Raw genomic sequence first — 15,707 nt, 5'->3', positions numbered from 1 at the left:
CCATTGACTGACAGGCGGATATGCGCTCATGCAACCAATGCCGGATTATGCGCTCAGCGTCTGCGAACAGCTTAAAGCGCTGACCGCATCGGGCGCCCTCCAGGTCGATTCTGCCCAATTGGACGTGGCAAAGAGCCTCGACCGGGTGCTCGCCGGGCTGAAGCAGCGGCTGCCGGCGGCAAAATCGAGCGCGCTCGGCTGGCTGTTTGCCGCCAAGAAGAAATCCACAGACGGCATCAAGGGGCTTTATATCCACGGCAGCGTCGGGCGCGGCAAGACCATGCTGATGGACATGTTCTTCGCGATGGCGCCGTGCAGGAAGAAGCGCCGGGCGCATTTCCACGAATTCATGGCGGATGTGCACAACCGCATCGCGGCGCACCGGCTGAAGCTCAAGAACGGCGAGACGAGACAGGCCGACCCGATGCCGCCGGTCGCCGCAGCGCTTTACGACGAGGCAGAACTGCTCTGTTTCGACGAGTTCACGGTCACCGACATCGCCGATGCGATGATCCTGTCGCGGCTGTTCTCCGAGCTTTTCGCGCGCGGATGCGTGCTGGTCGCGACCTCGAACGTCGAACCCGACAATCTCTACACGGATGGTCTCAATCGCGGCCTGTTCCTGCCCTTCGTCGCCTTGCTCAAGCAGCATGTCGATGTCGTCACCCTGGATTCGCCGACCGACTACCGGATGGAGAAGCTGAGCAGCCAGCCGGTCTATCTGGTGCCGATCAACGACCATAACGACATGGCGATGGATGCGTCCTGGACGCAGGCGCTGCATGGGCGCAAGGCGCAGCCGCTGGATATTCCAATGAAGGGGCGCCACATCCATGTGCCGCTCGCCGTCGACCGCATGGCGCGGTTCTCTTTCGCCGATCTCTGCGACAAGCCGCTCGGGGCAGTCGACTTCCTGGCGATCGCCGAGCGTTTCGATACGGTCTTCGTCGATCACATTCCCTTGCTCGGGCCGGAAAAGCGGAACCAGATCAAGCGGTTCATCATTCTGGTCGATACGTTCTACGATCATGCCGTGCGGCTTTACATTTCCGCAGCGGCCATGCCGGAGGAACTGCTGCTGCAACGGCGGGGTGTCGAGGGCTTCGAATTCGACCGCACGGCTTCACGCCTGTTCGAGATGCGCAGTGCGGAATATCTTGCGCTGCACCATGAGAAACGCGCCGCGGAGTAACAATTCGGTGACAGAATATCTTACGTTTACGTAAGCATTTTTGTATCTAAACGATTGAAAACGCTGCATCAAAAATAATGGATTGCCATTTTTTGGCTTTGGGTCTATGCGATTGCGTCATTGGGCGGTGCCTTGGCGTCCGTTCGACGAATTTGATCGCAAAGGAAACAGCGAAATGGCGCGTAACAAGATCGCACTCATTGGTTCTGGCATGATTGGTGGCACGCTGGCACACCTCGCCGGCCTGAAGGAACTGGGCGACATCGTCCTCTTCGACATCGCAGACGGCATTCCGCAGGGCAAGGGTCTCGATATCTCCCAGTCGTCGCCGGTCGAAGGCTTCGACGTCAATCTGACGGGTGCCAGCGACTATTCCGCGATCGAGGGCGCTGACGTCTGCATCGTCACGGCAGGCGTCGCCCGCAAGCCCGGCATGAGCCGCGACGATCTTCTCGGCATCAACCTCAAGGTCATGGAGCAGGTCGGCGCCGGCATCAAGAAATATGCCCCGAACGCTTTCGTGATCTGCATCACCAACCCGCTCGACGCCATGGTCTGGGCGCTGCAGAAGTTTTCCGGCCTTCCCGCCAACAAGGTCGTCGGCATGGCCGGCGTTCTCGACTCCTCGCGCTTCCGCCTCTTCCTCGCCAAGGAATTCAACGTATCCGTCCAGGACGTCACGGCTTTCGTGCTCGGCGGCCACGGCGACACGATGGTGCCGCTCGCCCGCTACTCGACGGTCGGCGGCATTCCGCTCACCGACCTCGTCACCATGGGCTGGGTCACCAAGGAGCGGCTCGAAGAGATCATCCAGCGCACCCGTGACGGCGGCGCTGAAATCGTCGGCCTGCTGAAGACCGGCTCGGCCTATTACGCGCCGGCCGCCTCGGCGATCGAGATGGCCGAATCCTACCTCAAGGACAAGAAGCGCGTTCTGCCCTGCGCTGCCCACCTCTCCGGTCAGTACGGCGTCAAGGACATGTATGTCGGCGTTCCCACCGTCATCGGCGCCGGCGGCGTCGAGCGCATCATCGAGATCGATCTCAACAAGACCGAGAAGGAAGCCTTCGACAAGTCCGTCGGCGCCGTCGCCGGTCTCTGCGAAGCCTGCATCAACATCGCGCCTGCCCTGAAGTGATTGGCGCTGAAGTAATCGAAATAGGGATACACCCATGAACATTCATGAATATCAGGCCAAGGCTCTGCTGAAGGGCTATGGCGCCCCGGTTGCCGAGGGTGTGGCTATTCTCAACGTTGAAGAAGCCGAAGCTGCCGCCAAGTCGCTTCCCGGTCCGCTTTACGTGGTCAAGAGCCAGATCCATGCCGGCGGCCGCGGCAAGGGCAAGTTCAAGGAGCTGTCGCCGGAAGCCAAGGGCGGCGTGCGTCTCGCCAAGTCGATCGACGAAGTCGTCGCCCATGCCAAGGAAATGCTAGGCAACACGCTGGTGACTGCCCAGACCGGCGAAGCCGGCAAGCAGGTCAACCGCCTTTACATCGAAGACGGCGCCGACATCGCTCGCGAGCTTTATTGCTCGCTGCTGGTCGACCGCTCGGTCGGTCGCGTGGCTTTCGTGGTCTCCACCGAAGGCGGCATGGATATCGAAGCTGTCGCCCACGATACGCCCGAAAAGATCCAGACGATCGCCATCGATCCGGAAGCCGGCGTGACGGCGGCCGACGTTGTTGCAATCTCCAAGGCTCTCCAGCTCGACGGCGCTGCCGCCGAAGACGCCAAGGCGCTTTTCCCGGCGCTCTACAAGGCCTTCGGCGAGAAGGACATGGCTCTCCTGGAGATCAACCCCCTGATCGTCATGAAGGATGGCCATCTGCGCGTCCTCGATGCCAAGATGTCTTTCGACGGCAATGCGCTCTTCCGTCACGACGACGTCAAGGCGCTGCGCGACGAGACCGAAGAAGACGCCAAGGAAATCGAGGCCTCGAAGTGGGACCTCGCCTATGTCGCGCTCGACGGCAATATCGGCTGCATGGTCAACGGCGCAGGCCTTGCCATGGCGACGATGGACATCATCAAGCTCTACGGCAAGGAGCCGGCTAACTTCTGCGACGTCGGCGGCGGTGCCGGCAAGGAGAAGGTTGCTGCGGCTTTCAAGATCATTACCGCAGACCCCAAGGTCGAAGGCATTCTCGTCAACATCTTCGGCGGCATCATGAAGTGCGATGTCATTGCCGAGGGCGTGATTGCCGCGGTCAAGGAAGTCGGCCTCAAGGTTCCGCTCGTCGTGCGCCTTGAAGGCACCAATGTCGAACTCGGCAAGAAGATCCTGAACGAGTCGGGTCTGGCGATCACGGCGGCTGACGACTTGGACGATGCAGCCAAGAAGATCGTCGCGGCGATCAACGGCTGATCATGACCTTCCAGTCCACGCCCTCCGCTGCTCATTTCCGCCTCAACGCCTTCGCCGGCGTATGGGAAGGGGACGAGCGTGTCGCGGCGTCGGCGTGGACGAGTGAAGGCAAGGCCAGTGCTGACTTTTCCGGTGAGGCGTTGTTCGGAGGGTTCTTTCTCGAGCAGCGCTATCGCCAGACGCGCGATGGTACTGTTTCGTTCGAGGCGCGAAATGTTTTCGGCTTCGATGCTTCGGACCAGACCTATAAACTCTATCAGTTCGACACCGCAGGTTTTGCGCCGCCCGTGCCGGCGTCCGGCGAGTGGAACGGCAATGAGCTTGTGCTGATGAAGACTTCGCCGCGCGGCAGCCAGCGCACCGTATTCACATTTGAAAATGAAGACTGCTACCGGATGGGCGTCAGCTTTTCGCCTGCAGGCAGCGATACTTGGCAGGAGGTCGTCAGCGGCGTCTATCGTCGCGCGTCCTCCACGTCTTCCAACCTCTCCTAAACAAAGGCCTCGCATGTCCATTCTCGTCAACAAAGACACCAAGGTTCTCGTTCAGGGCCTAACCGGCAAGACCGGCACGTTCCACACCGAACAGGCGCTCGCTTATTACGGCACCCAGATGGTCGGCGGTATCCACCCGAAGAAGGGCGGCGAAACCTGGACCGGCGCAAAGGGCGAAAACCTGCCGATCTTCGCAACCGTTGCCGAAGGCAAGGAAAAGACCGGCGCCAACGCGACCGTCATCTATGTTCCGCCGGCAGGAGCCGCCGACGCGATTATCGAGGCGATCGACGCCGAGATCCCGTTCATCACCTGCATCACCGAAGGTATTCCGGTCATGGACATGGTGCGGGTCAAGGCTCGCCTCGACCGCTCCAAGTCGCGCCTGCTCGGCCCCAACTGCCCGGGCATCCTGACGCCGGAAGAATGCAAGATCGGCATCATGCCGGGCTCGATCTTCCGCAAGGGTTCGGTCGGTATCGTTTCCCGCTCGGGCACGCTGACCTATGAAGCCGTGTTCCAGACCTCCAATGAAGGTCTCGGCCAGACGACGGCCGTCGGCATCGGCGGCGACCCGGTCAAGGGCACCGAGTTCATCGACGTCCTGGAAATGTTCCTGGCCGACGAAGCCACCCACTCGATCATCATGATCGGCGAAATCGGCGGTGCGGCTGAAGAAGACGCAGCGCAGTTCCTCAAGGACGAAGCCAAGAAGGGCCGCAAGAAGCCGATGGCTGGCTTCATTGCCGGGCGTACGGCCCCGAAGGGCCGCACCATGGGCCATGCCGGCGCTGTGGTTTCCGGCGGCAAGGGCGATGCGGAATCGAAGATCGCAGCGATGGAATCGGCAGGCATCAAGGTGTCGCCATCCCCGGCCCGCCTAGGCAAGACGCTGGTTGAAGTCCTCAAGGGCTAAGCCACCTATAGACCGGGCGGAGGAACGGCATCTGCGCCTTCCGCCCGGCCTCGACAATACGAAACCAGCAGATGCGCCGCGGACAGGCGGCAATGGAATGCGGCAGCCGGCCATCAAGCCGGCAAATTCATCAAAGTCAGGAGGCGGACGGAAGCGTCCGCATATCACCATGGCACGGCAAGAAGCCAACGAGCAGTTTCAGATCACCTCGTTTCTGGATGGCGCCAACGCTGCCTATATCGAGCAGCTTTATGCGCGATATGAAGAGGACCCGGCATCGGTCGACGATCAGTGGCGGTCCTTCTTCAAGGCGCTGGAGGAGGATCCCAGCGATGTGAAGAGGGCGGCTAAGGGCGCTTCCTGGCGCAAGAAGAACTGGCCGATTCCGGCCGGCGGCGATCTGGTATCGGCTCTCGATGGCGACTGGGGCATCGTCGAGAAGGTGATCGAGACCAAGGTCAAGGCCAAGGCCGAAGCTCAGGGCAAGCCTGCCGATAGCACCGAGGTGCTGCAGGCGACGCGCGATTCCGTGCGCGCGATCATGATGATCCGCGCTTACCGCATGCGTGGCCACCTGCATGCCAAGCTCGACCCGCTCGGCATCGCCGCTCCCGTTGACGACTATCACGAACTTTCGCCGGAGAATTACGGTTTCACGGCCGCCGATTACGATCGCAAGATCTTCATCGACAACGTGCTCGGCTTGGAATACGCGACCATCCGCGAGATGATCGAAATCCTCGAGCGCACCTATTGCTCGACGCTTGGCGTCGAATTCATGCATATCTCCAACCCGGAAGAAAAGGCCTGGATCCAGGAGCGCATCGAAGGACCGGACAAGGGTGTGGCCTTCACGCCGGAAGGCAAGAAGGCGATCCTTGCCAAGCTCGTCGAAGCCGAAGGCTACGAACAGTTCCTCGACGTCAAGTTCAAGGGCACGAAGCGTTTCGGCCTCGACGGCGGCGAATCGCTGATCCCGGCGCTGGAGCAGATCCTCAAGCGCGGCGGTCATCTCGGCCTCAAGGAAGCCGTGTTCGGCATGGCCCATCGCGGCCGCCTGAACGTGCTCTCCCAGGTCATGGGCAAGCCGCACCGGGCGATCTTCCACGAGTTCAAGGGCGGCTCGGCCGCTCCCGACGAAGTCGAGGGCTCGGGCGACGTCAAGTACCATCTCGGCGCCTCCTCCGACCGCGAATTCGACGGCAACAAGATCCACGTTTCGCTGACGGCGAACCCGTCGCATCTCGAAATCGTCGATCCCGTCGTCATGGGCAAGGCCCGCGCCAAGCAGGATATGAACGCCACCGTCTGGGACGGCGACATCATCCCGCTTTCCGAACGCGCCAAGGTGCTGCCGCTGCTGATCCATGGCGACGCGGCCTTTGCCGGCCAGGGTGTCATTGCCGAAATCCTCGGCCTTTCCGGTCTGCGCGGTCACCGCGTCGCCGGCACCATGCATGTGATCATCAATAACCAGATCGGCTTCACTACCAACCCGGCCTTCTCGCGCTCGTCGCCTTATCCGTCCGACGTCGCCAAGATGATCGAGGCGCCGATCCTGCACGTCAACGGCGACGATCCGGAAGCGGTGGTCTATGGGGCCAAGATCGCCACCGAATTCCGCATGAAGTTCCACAAGCCCGTTGTGCTCGACCTTTTCTGCTACCGCCGCTACGGCCACAATGAAGGCGACGAACCGTCCTTCACGCAGCCGAAGATGTACAAGGTGATCCGCGCCCATAAGACCGTGCTGCAGCTCTATGCGGCCCGCCTCGTCGCCGAGGGTCTGCTCACGGACGGCGAAGTCGAGAAGATGAAGGCCGATTGGCGCCTCCATCTCGAACAGGAATTCGAGGCCGGCCAGCAGTACAAGCCGAACAAGGCCGACTGGCTTGATGGTGAGTGGTCGGGCCTGCGCACGGCCGACAATGCCGACGAGCAGCGCCGCGGCAAGACCGCCGTGCCGATGAAGACGCTGAAGGAGGTCGGCCGCAAGCTCTCGGAGATCCCGGCGGGCTTCAATGCGCACCGGACGATCCAGCGCTTCATGGAAAACCGCGCCAATATGATCGCCACCGGCGAGGGTATCGACTGGGCGATGGCTGAAGCGCTGTCCTTCGGTGCGCTCTGCGTCGAAGGCAGCAAGATCCGCCTCTCCGGTCAGGATTGTGAGCGCGGCACCTTCTCGCAGCGCCACTCCGTTCTCTACGATCAGGAAACCGAAGAGCGCTACATCCCGCTCGCCAATCTTTCGCCGACGCAGGGGCGCTACGAAGTCATCAATTCGATGCTTTCGGAAGAGGCCGTGCTCGGTTTCGAATACGGCTACTCGCTCGCGCGTCCGAATGCGCTGACCCTCTGGGAAGCCCAGTTCGGCGATTTCGCCAACGGTGCGCAGGTAGTCTTCGACCAGTTCATCTCGTCGGGCGAACGCAAGTGGCTGCGCATGTCGGGCCTCGTCTGCCTGCTGCCGCACGGCTATGAAGGTCAGGGTCCTGAACACTCCTCGGCCCGCCTCGAGCGTTTCCTGCAGCTTTGCGCCGAAGACAACATGCAGGTCGCCAACGTCACGACGCCGGCGAACTACTTCCACATCCTGCGCCGGCAGCTGAAGCGCGACTTCCGCAAGCCGCTGATCCTGATGACGCCGAAGTCGCTGCTGCGCCACAAGCGGGCGGTCTCGACGCTTGCCGAAATGGCCGGCGAATCTGCCTTCCATCGCCTGCTCTGGGACGATGCCGAAGTGATCAAGGACGGCCCGATCAAGCTGCAGAAGGACAACAAGATCCGCCGCGTCGTCATGTGCTCCGGCAAGGTCTATTACGATCTTCTCGAAGAGCGTGAAAAGCGCGGCATCGACGACGTCTATCTCTTACGCGTCGAGCAGCTCTATCCGTTCCCAGCAAAGGCGCTGATCAACGAGCTGTCGCGCTTCCGCAATGCCGAGATGGTCTGGTGCCAGGAAGAGCCGAAGAACATGGGCGCATGGTCGTTCATCGACCCCTTCCTCGAATGGGTGCTCGCCCATATCGACGCGAAGTACCAGCGCGTCCGCTATACCGGCCGTCCGGCCGCCGCCTCGCCGGCGACGGGCCTGATGTCCAAGCATCTGTCGCAGCTCGCCGCATTCCTCGAGGATGCATTGGGCGGTTAAAACAAGGGGGGCGCAATGGCTTATTTCTTTCTGAGATTACAGCCGCCGCGCCCCACTTTCCCGCATGACGGGACCGGGGAGGAAATGGCGGCGATGAAACGCCATGCCGAATACTGGCATCGGAACGCCCTTGCGGGATCGGCAATCGTCGTCGGCCCGGTCTTCGAGGGTGAAGGCGCCTGGGGCATGGCGATCGTCGAAGTCGAGGATCAAGCAGCGGCACAGCTTCTTGCCGACGGCGATCCTATCATCGCTTCCGGTTTCGGTTTCCGCTTCGATATCCTGCCGATGCCCTCGATCATCTCGCGGCCGCCCGCCGTCTGAAACGCATAAACGAAAACACACGAAATCAGGATCTGAACAATGGCCACAGAAATCCGCGTTCCAACTCTCGGTGAATCCGTCAGCGAGGCAACCGTCGGCACCTGGTTCAAGAAGGTCGGCGACGCCATCAAGGCCGACGAGCCGATTCTCGAGCTTGAAACCGACAAGGTGACCATCGAAGTTCCGGCACCGGCCTCCGGCACGCTTTCGGAAATCGTCGTTGCTGCCGGCGAGACCGTCGGCCTCGGCGCGCTGCTCGGCCAGATCGCCGAAGGTGCTGCCGCCGCGGCCGCGCCGGCTGCTGCTGCACCGGCCGCCGCGCCTGCCCGGCCAGCCCCGGCGGCGGCTGCCCAGCCAGCGCCAGTTGCCGCCGCTGCTGCGTCGTCGTCGAGCGCCTCCGTCTCCACCATGCCGCCGGCCCCGGCGGCTTCGAAGATGCTTGCCGAAAACAATCTTTCCGCTGATCAGATCGACGGTAGCGGCAAGCGCGGCCAGGTGCTGAAGGGCGACGTCATCGCCGCCGTCGCCAAGGGCATTTCCGCTCCGGCGGCCGCACCCGCGGCAACGCCTGCCGCCGCGCGCGGCCCATCGACGGTCGAGGATGCCTCGCGCGAAGAGCGCGTGAAGATGACGCGCCTGCGGCAGACGATCGCCAAGCGCCTCAAGGACGCGCAGAACACCGCCGCCATGCTGACCACCTACAACGAGGTGGACATGAAGGCAGTCATGGATCTGCGTAACAAGTACAAGGACATTTTCGAGAAGAAGCATGGCGTCAAGCTCGGCTTCATGGGCTTCTTCACCAAGGCGGTGACGCATGCATTGAAGGAATTGCCGGCTGTCAACGCCGAAATCGACGGCACCGACGTCATCTACAAGAACTACTGCCATGTCGGCATGGCCGTCGGCACGGACAAAGGTCTCGTCGTTCCTGTCATCCGTGACGCCGACCAGATGTCGATCGCCGAAATCGAGAAGGAGCTCGGCCGTCTTGCCAAGGCGGCCCGTGATGGCTCGCTGTCCATGGCCGACATGCAGGGCGGCACCTTCACCATCACCAATGGCGGCGTCTACGGTTCGCTGATGTCTTCGCCGATCCTCAACGCGCCGCAGTCCGGCATTCTCGGCATGCACAAGATCCAGGAGCGGCCGGTTGCGATCGGCGGCCAGGTGGTCATTCGCCCGATGATGTATCTGGCGCTGTCCTACGATCACCGCATCGTCGACGGCAAGGAAGCGGTCACCTTCCTCGTGCGCGTCAAGGAAAGCCTGGAAGATCCGGAACGTCTGGTTCTCGATCTCTAGAGTATTTCCGTTTTTCTTCGAATCACGGAAATACTCTAACTATTTGTTTTCACGCAATTCCGAACGCAAAACCGCTGCACACTTTTGCTGGAATTGCTCAAGGGGAGCGCTTTCGATGCGGAACCGGATCATGCGAGCGGCGCGCCTTCTTCTTTGCGCTGCCGCCGCGCATGTCCCAGTCTCCGCATCGGCTGCTTTATCCGCTGCATCGGCCGGTCGCGGGCAAGAAAGGCAATGTCGCGGCGTTCTGGAGCGGCTGGGGCGACGGTTTTTATCCGGTCTTCTGGGGACTAGACAAGGATGGCCACACGCTGGTGTTGCTGACGGATTTCAGCGTCGGGAATGCCGACGGGCGGAAGGAGCCGAAGCTGTAATGAGCGGAAGGATCGTGATCTCGACGAGACGGAGAGGCGTGGCTGCAATCGCAGCCGTTGCATTTTTCGGCGTTCCGGCGTCCACGTTCGGTGCGGCATGCAAGCAGGAACGGGCGGTCTATGCCGATCGTGACGGTGCCTATGAATTGCGCTTTGCGCCGCTGAATTCTCCATCGGCCGCCGCCAGCAACCAGTTCAAGGTCAGCGCGCTCAAAACATTCGTCGTGATGGACGGTTATGTCATGCCCTCGGAAGACCCGGTGCGCGCCATCGGCATCCTGATGTTCAACTGCCCCGAGGGGGATGCGACCGGCGCCGATCTCGATGCCTGCACGGTGTGGCAGGGCGCCGTCTATGGCATGGATGCCGATGGCGAGATGGACAATCTGCAACCGGATGGTGCTGAGGCAGCCGAGAAGCTCGTGCTTCCCGGCCTTGGTCCCGCCATCCGCGAATCCAGCGCTTGGGGCGAGGGCAAGGCCGTGGTGGCACCCTGGGACGTGCTGACATTTAAGGAGTGTGCGACATGAGCGATGCACCTGTGGTTCTCATTACCGGCGGAAGCCGGGGTATCGGCGCCGCGGCTTCACGGCTCGCCGCGCGCCAGGGCTGGCGTGTCGCGGTGAACTACGCCGCCAACCCTCAAGCCGCGGATGCCGTCGTGGCTGCGATTGTCGAGGATGGCGGCGAGGCCGTGGCGATCCAGGGCGATGTCGGCAAGGCTGCGGATATTGTCTCGATGTTTACGGCGGTCGACCAGCATTTCGGCCGGCTCGACGGGCTCGTCAACAATGCAGGCATCGTCGATTATCCCAAACGCGTCGACGAGATGTCGGTAGAGCGGATCGAGCGCATGCTGCGCGTCAATGTGACCGGGTCGATCCTCTGCGCCGCAGAGGCCATACGTCGCATGTCGAGCCGGCATGGCGGGAAGGGCGGGGCGATCGTCAACATCTCTTCGATGGCGGCGGTCCTCGGTTCGGCGACGCAGTATGTCGATTATGCCGCCTCGAAGGCGGCGATCGATACGTTCACCGTCGGGCTGGCCCGCGAGGTCGCAGCCGAGGGTATCCGGGTGAATGCGATAAGGCCCGGCGTCATCGAAACCGACCTTCATGCCTCCGGCGGCCTGCCGGATCGGCCGCGAGAGCTGGCGCCGTCGATCCCGATGCAGCGCGCGGGCACGCCCGAGGAGGTGGCCGATGCGATCCTCTATCTTCTGTCGCCTTCGGCCTCCTATATCACCGGCGCGATCCTCAATGTGAGCGGCGGCCGCTAGAACGACTGGGAAAACAGCCTGCAATATATTCTCGAGTTCCTCGGCCTGATGTCGCACGCGGCCGATTAACGAAATCCAAAGGGAAAGAAGCAATGTCCTACGATGTGATCATTATCGGAACCGGCCCGGGTGGCTATGTCTGTGCCGTCAAGGCGGCCCAGCTTGGCCTCAAGGTCGCCGTCGTTGAAAAGCGGGCGACCTATGGTGGCACCTGCCTGAACGTCGGCTGCATTCCGTCGAAGGCGCTGCTGCATGCCTCCGAAATGTTCCATCAGGCCGGCCACGGGATGAGCGCACTCGGTATCGACGTCCCGGCGCCGACGCTCAATCTCGGCAATATGATGGCCCACAAGGATGCGACGGTGAAGTCGAATGTCGACGGCGTCGCCTTCCTCTTCAAGAAGAACAAGATCGATGCCTTCCAAGGTGCCGGCAAGATCGTCTCGGCCGGCAAGGTCTCCGTCACCGCCGACGACGGCAAGGTGCAGGAGATCGAAAGCAAGAACATCGTCATCGCCACCGGCTCCGACGTCGCCGGCATTCCCGGCGTGCAGGTCGAGATCGACGAAAAGACCATCATCTCGTCCACCGGCGGCATCGCACTGGAGAAGGTGCCGGAAACGCTGATCGTCGTCGGCGGCGGCGTCATCGGCCTCGAGCTCGGTTCCGTCTGGTCGCGCCTCGGCGCCAAAGTCACCGTCGTCGAATATCTCGACACCATCCTTGGCGGCATGGACGGCGAAGTCTCCAAGCAATTCCAGCGCATGCTGGCCAAGCAGGGCATCGAATTCAATCTCAGCGCCAAGGTTACCGGCGTCGAAAAGGGCGACAAGGGCGCCAAGGTCACTTTCGAGCCCGTCAAGGGCGGCGACAAGGTGACGCTCGACGCCGAGGTCGTGCTGATCGCCACCGGCCGCAACCCCTATACGGCCGGTCTTGGCCTCGAAGAAGCCGGTGTGACGCTCGACAACCGCGGCCGTGTCGAGATCGACGGTCACTTCAAGACCAATGTCGCAGGCATCTATGCGATCGGCGATGTGGTCAAGGGTCCGATGCTGGCGCACAAGGCGGAAGACGAGGGCGTGGCGCTTGCCGAAATGCTCGCCGGACAGCACGGCCATGTGAACTACGAGGTCATTCCGAGCGTCGTCTACACCCAGCCGGAAATCGCTTCCGTCGGCAAGACCGAGGAAGAGCTGAAGGCGGCAGGCGTCGCCTACAAGGTCGGCAAGTTCCCTTTCACGGCGAACGGCCGGGCGCGCGCGATGCTGGCAACGGACGGCTTCGTCAAGATCCTTGCTGACAAGGAAACCGACCGGGTGCTCGGCGGCCATGTCGTCGGCTTCGGCGCCGGCGAGATGATCCACGAGATCGCCGTGCTGATGGAGTTCGGCGGTTCGTCGGAAGATCTGGGCCGTACCTGCCACGCGCATCCGACAATGTCGGAAGCGGTAAAAGAGGCTGCGCTCGCAACCTTCTTCAAGCCGATCCATATGTAATCTTACATATTCGTAACAAAGCATATGGCCGCTTGCCGGAAGGCAGGCGGCTGTTTTAGTTGTTGCGTATCGTTGAGTTCAGCATCCCTTGAAGGTCCAGAAATGCAGCAGCCGGCCATCATGAGTTACAGCCTGAGCCAGCGTTTTCTTCACTGGGCCATAGCGCTGCTGATCTTCTTCAACCTGCTGTTTCCCGATGGCATGAATATCTGGCATCGCCTCATGCGCAGGGGCCAGGTGCCGACGCCCGAGCAGATTTCATCGGCAAATATCCATGCCTATGTCGGCATCGCCATTCTGGTGCTTGCTGCGCTCAGGCTCGGGCTGCGTTTTACCAAGGGCGTTCCGGATGAGATCGCGCAGGAGCCGGCGATCTTCCGTCTTGCAGCAAGGCTTGCCCATGCCGGCCTTTACATCCTGATCTTCGCGATGCCGCTTTCCGGCATCGCCGCCTACTATTTCGGTATCGATGCCGCCGGTTCGTTCCACGCGGATGTGCTGAAAATCATTCTCTGGGCGCTGATCGCGGCGCATGTCGCCGGCGCCCTCGTCCATCAGTTCTATTGGAAAAGCAATGTTCTGCGCCGCATGACGCTCGGCTGAGCGCCGACGGGCTCAGTTTACCGCGGTCACGGTGAAGCCCTGCTGGCGCAGCAGCTCGATAACGCCTTCCTTGCCCGGCAGGTGCAGGGCGCCGACGGCCATGAAGACGTTGCCGCCGTCGAGAATGGGCGCGGCGCGCTCGGCCATCACCTTGTTGCGGTCGAGGATGACGCGCTGTTCGAAGGCGGCATAATCGCTGTTTTCGCCTTCCTCCTCCGGTGTCACGGTTTTCAGCATCGGCATGGTCATGCCGATATCGCCGGAGAGGTAGAGGTCGGTCATCGTCTCGACGACATCGCTCATCTTGTCGCCGAGTTCCAGCGTCTCGATCAGCGATTTCAGATGGAATTCGACCGGCAGATCGGCCATGGCCTGGATCTGTTCGGCAAGCGTCTCCAGCCCCTTGACCTGCTTGCCCTGAGCAACGGCGTCGGTTGCGATCTTCTGGTCGAGGAACTGCCCGCCTTTCGCCTTACGGGCGATTTCGCAGGCCGGAAGCGCGACGGCGCTGGAAATCATCCAGGGCCGCATCCGGGAAACGGCGCTGATCGGGATGCCGCGCTGTTTGAGGCCGGTCTCGAGGCGCTTGTAGTCCTCGGGGGAGAGCAGCTTATCGATCGTCGTGCCGTCGATGAACATCGTCAGCTCTGGCTTTGCGAGCAGGGCGGCGGTCGCCTTCCGCTCATCGAGGATCTCGTCGGATTCGATGATGATGGTGTCGGCGGCGTCATGGGCTGCCTGGGCGCGCGGCGGCAGGGCAAGCACGCGCGGATCGGTGACATGCATGCTGCCGAGCAGCCACGAGGGTGCAAGTCCCGGCTTCTCGATCTTCCAGAAGATGCCCTTGCCGTTCGGCGTGGCTTCGGCTTCCTTCAGCGCCTCGGCATAGCGGGCAGGGTCGCTCTGCTGCAGTTCGACCATCAGGTTGCGGCCGGTGCAGGCGACATCTTCGGCCGCCGCCGGCCTTGCCGTCAGGAAGGCGGCAAACAGGGCGGCAAGAAGCAGCATGTGAAAGGCCGCAATCAGCCAGAGCAACAGATTGGCCGGCACTGCGAGGTAAGACGTCCGGCGGCCGATTGATGTCGTCATGATGGGTGTTCCGATCACATGCCTTGTGCGTTTCATGCTCTACGCCCGGCTTGCGCATATTCCTTTAAGAGAAGGCCTTAACGAAAGCTTAAAGCGCCTCACATTCAGTTGGATCGATGCCATGCGCTTTAACACTTTCAATCTACGCGTCCTGTTTCTCCGATGCGTTAGGCGCGCGGATGCGCCCGATCATACACCTCGAGCAGCCGCGATGCATCGACGCCGGTATAGACCTGTGTTGTGGAAAGGCTGGCATGGCCGAGCAATTCCTGGATGGTGCGCAGATCACCGCCGCCGGCCAGCAGATGGGTGGCGAAGGAGTGGCGCAGGGCATGCGGTGTCGCCGTTTCCGGCAGGCCGAAGGCGCTGCGCATCTTCTGCATGGTCCGCTGGATGATTGCCGCTTGCAGCTTGCCGCCGCGAGCGCCGCGAAACAGCGGCTCGCCGCTTTCGAGATGATATGGGCAGAGCGTGCGGTATTTCTCGACGGCGTCGAAAACCACGGAGAGCAGCGGCACCAGCCGCGTCTTGTTGCCCTTGCCGGTGATGCGCAGGGTCGTCGCGCCCTTCTGCAGGTCGGCGGGCGTAAGATCCAGCGCCTCGGAGATGCGCAGGCCGCAGCCGTAGAGCAGCGTCATGACCGCCGCATCGCGGGCCGCAATCCAGGGTTCGTCATGGAGCTGGGCGTCGTCGCTGACGACGGTGATCGCCTGGGTGTCCGACAGCGGCTTGGGCAGCGATTTCGGTTGTTTCGGCGAGCGCACCGCGGCAGCACCGGCGGCGTTGACCAGGCCTCTCTTTTCGAGATGGCGCAGCAGTGAGCGAAGACCGGCGAGATTGCGGCCAAGCGATCGGGCGCCGGAGCCCTGCTTGCGCCGGGCCGCCAGGAAGGCGCGGAAATCGGCGGGGCGTAACTCCCTGATATCGCCGAGCGTCGCCGGGCCGGCGAGATGGCCGGTCAGAAAGGTCAGAAACTGGCGGGTATCGCGCTCGTAGGCGTCGAGAGTATGCTCGGAAAGACGGCGCTCCCTGGCGAGGTTTTCGAGCCACGCGGCCCGTTCCGCCATCAGGCGCTGATCGGCGATAACAAGCAGTTCGTTCACGTTGCGGGC

The 15,707-nt window shown here is 62.0% G+C and carries 14 protein-coding genes and 1 pseudogene; 13 read left to right on the top strand and 2 right to left on the bottom strand.

The window, feature by feature from the left end; genetic code table 11:
• Window positions 1–28: 28 nt before the first annotated feature.
• The 13 genes and pseudogenes from zapE to N2A41_RS20880 all read left to right on the top strand — a co-directional run bounded on the left by zapE (window position 29) and on the right by N2A41_RS20880 (window position 13,506).
• Entirely contained in the window at window positions 29–1,192 is a 1,164-nt protein-coding gene (gene zapE / locus N2A41_RS20940) for a cell division protein ZapE (RefSeq protein WP_260109622.1), read from the top strand.
• A 175-nt stretch (window positions 1,193–1,367) separates the two neighbouring features.
• Window positions 1,368–2,330: a malate dehydrogenase gene (mdh, locus tag N2A41_RS20935; RefSeq protein ID WP_003543522.1), complete on the top strand. Its 963-nt coding sequence runs from the start codon at window positions 1,368–1,370 to the stop codon at window positions 2,328–2,330.
• A gap of 34 nt (window positions 2,331–2,364) precedes the next feature.
• Window positions 2,365–3,558, top strand: coding sequence for an ADP-forming succinate--CoA ligase subunit beta (gene sucC, locus N2A41_RS20930; RefSeq protein WP_260109621.1), 1,194 nt, complete (start codon window positions 2,365–2,367; stop codon window positions 3,556–3,558).
• Window positions 3,559–3,560: 2 nt separating this feature from the next.
• Entirely contained in the window at window positions 3,561–4,052 is a 492-nt protein-coding gene (locus tag N2A41_RS20925; RefSeq protein ID WP_260109620.1) for a DUF1579 domain-containing protein, read from the top strand.
• Window positions 4,053–4,065: 13 nt separating this feature from the next.
• Window positions 4,066–4,968: a succinate--CoA ligase subunit alpha gene (sucD, locus tag N2A41_RS20920; RefSeq protein ID WP_260109619.1), complete on the top strand. Its 903-nt coding sequence runs from the start codon at window positions 4,066–4,068 to the stop codon at window positions 4,966–4,968.
• A gap of 169 nt (window positions 4,969–5,137) precedes the next feature.
• Window positions 5,138–8,122 carry a 2-oxoglutarate dehydrogenase E1 component gene (locus N2A41_RS20915; protein WP_260109618.1) on the top strand — a complete coding sequence of 995 codons (2,985 nt, stop codon included), beginning with the start codon at window positions 5,138–5,140 and terminating at the stop codon, window positions 8,120–8,122.
• A 15-nt stretch (window positions 8,123–8,137) separates the two neighbouring features.
• On the top strand, window positions 8,138–8,446 hold the full coding sequence (locus tag N2A41_RS20910; protein WP_017966258.1) for a YciI family protein: 309 nt from the start codon (window positions 8,138–8,140) through the stop codon (window positions 8,444–8,446).
• 39 nt (window positions 8,447–8,485) lie between these two features.
• On the top strand, window positions 8,486–9,751 hold the full coding sequence (odhB, locus tag N2A41_RS20905) for a 2-oxoglutarate dehydrogenase complex dihydrolipoyllysine-residue succinyltransferase (RefSeq protein WP_260109617.1): 1,266 nt from the start codon (window positions 8,486–8,488) through the stop codon (window positions 9,749–9,751).
• A gap of 197 nt (window positions 9,752–9,948) precedes the next feature.
• A pseudogene (locus N2A41_RS20900) lies at window positions 9,949–10,125 on the top strand (DUF4241 domain-containing protein); the annotation flags it as partial.
• The gene (locus N2A41_RS20895; RefSeq protein WP_260109616.1) at window positions 10,125–10,655 is read left to right on the top strand and encodes a hypothetical protein; all 531 of its coding nucleotides are present in this window, start codon (window positions 10,125–10,127) and stop codon (window positions 10,653–10,655) included. The pseudogene N2A41_RS20900 and the gene N2A41_RS20895, both read left to right, overlap by 1 nt.
• Window positions 10,652–11,404, top strand: coding sequence for an SDR family oxidoreductase (locus tag N2A41_RS20890; RefSeq protein WP_260109615.1), 753 nt, complete (start codon window positions 10,652–10,654; stop codon window positions 11,402–11,404). Before N2A41_RS20895 ends, N2A41_RS20890 begins: the two co-directional genes overlap by 4 nt.
• A 92-nt stretch (window positions 11,405–11,496) precedes the next feature.
• Entirely contained in the window at window positions 11,497–12,903 is a 1,407-nt protein-coding gene (lpdA, locus tag N2A41_RS20885) for a dihydrolipoyl dehydrogenase (protein WP_260109614.1), read from the top strand.
• Between the two features lie 102 nt (window positions 12,904–13,005).
• Window positions 13,006–13,506: a cytochrome b gene (locus N2A41_RS20880; RefSeq protein WP_260109613.1), complete on the top strand. Its 501-nt coding sequence runs from the start codon at window positions 13,006–13,008 to the stop codon at window positions 13,504–13,506.
• A 12-nt stretch (window positions 13,507–13,518) separates the two neighbouring features.
• Here the strand turns inward: N2A41_RS20880 and N2A41_RS20875 are convergent, their stop codons facing one another.
• Together N2A41_RS20875 and N2A41_RS20870 are read right to left on the bottom strand one after the other, a co-directional pair.
• Window positions 13,519–14,595, bottom strand: a complete 1,077-nt coding sequence (locus tag N2A41_RS20875; RefSeq protein ID WP_222384482.1) for a TraB/GumN family protein — start codon at window positions 14,593–14,595, stop codon at window positions 13,519–13,521.
• 167 nt (window positions 14,596–14,762) lie between these two features.
• On the bottom strand, window positions 14,763–15,698 hold the full coding sequence (locus tag N2A41_RS20870; protein ID WP_222384458.1) for a tyrosine recombinase XerC: 936 nt from the start codon (window positions 15,696–15,698) through the stop codon (window positions 14,763–14,765).
• Window positions 15,699–15,707: the final 9 nt, after the last annotated feature.

Origin of the sequence: Rhizobium sp. SRDI969 (assembly GCF_025152725.1) — a bacterium.
GTDB lineage: Bacteria > Pseudomonadota > Alphaproteobacteria > Rhizobiales > Rhizobiaceae > Rhizobium > Rhizobium leguminosarum_I.
This window is presented reverse-complemented; position numbering and strand designations above follow the sequence as displayed.

What these genes read in the sequence shown, in the direction of transcription:
- sucC (WP_260109621.1), top strand. Translation starts at nt 2,365, where the DNA reads ATGAACATTCATGAATATCAGGCCAAGGCTCTGCTGAAGGGCTATGGC.
- N2A41_RS20895 (WP_260109616.1), top strand. Translation starts at nt 10,125, where the DNA reads ATGAGCGGAAGGATCGTGATCTCGACGAGACGGAGAGGCGTGGCTGCA.
- N2A41_RS20925 (WP_260109620.1), top strand. Translation starts at nt 3,561, where the DNA reads ATGACCTTCCAGTCCACGCCCTCCGCTGCTCATTTCCGCCTCAACGCC.
- lpdA (WP_260109614.1), top strand. Translation starts at nt 11,497, where the DNA reads ATGTCCTACGATGTGATCATTATCGGAACCGGCCCGGGTGGCTATGTC.
- N2A41_RS20910 (WP_017966258.1), top strand. Translation starts at nt 8,138, where the DNA reads ATGGCTTATTTCTTTCTGAGATTACAGCCGCCGCGCCCCACTTTCCCG.
- N2A41_RS20915 (WP_260109618.1), top strand. Translation starts at nt 5,138, where the DNA reads ATGGCACGGCAAGAAGCCAACGAGCAGTTTCAGATCACCTCGTTTCTG.
- sucD (WP_260109619.1), top strand. Translation starts at nt 4,066, where the DNA reads ATGTCCATTCTCGTCAACAAAGACACCAAGGTTCTCGTTCAGGGCCTA.
- odhB (WP_260109617.1), top strand. Translation starts at nt 8,486, where the DNA reads ATGGCCACAGAAATCCGCGTTCCAACTCTCGGTGAATCCGTCAGCGAG.
- N2A41_RS20875 (WP_222384482.1), bottom strand. Translation starts at nt 14,595, where the DNA reads ATGACGACATCAATCGGCCGCCGGACGTCTTACCTCGCAGTGCCGGCC.
- mdh (WP_003543522.1), top strand. Translation starts at nt 1,368, where the DNA reads ATGGCGCGTAACAAGATCGCACTCATTGGTTCTGGCATGATTGGTGGC.
- N2A41_RS20890 (WP_260109615.1), top strand. Translation starts at nt 10,652, where the DNA reads ATGAGCGATGCACCTGTGGTTCTCATTACCGGCGGAAGCCGGGGTATC.
- zapE (WP_260109622.1), top strand. Translation starts at nt 29, where the DNA reads ATGCAACCAATGCCGGATTATGCGCTCAGCGTCTGCGAACAGCTTAAA.
- N2A41_RS20880 (WP_260109613.1), top strand. Translation starts at nt 13,006, where the DNA reads ATGCAGCAGCCGGCCATCATGAGTTACAGCCTGAGCCAGCGTTTTCTT.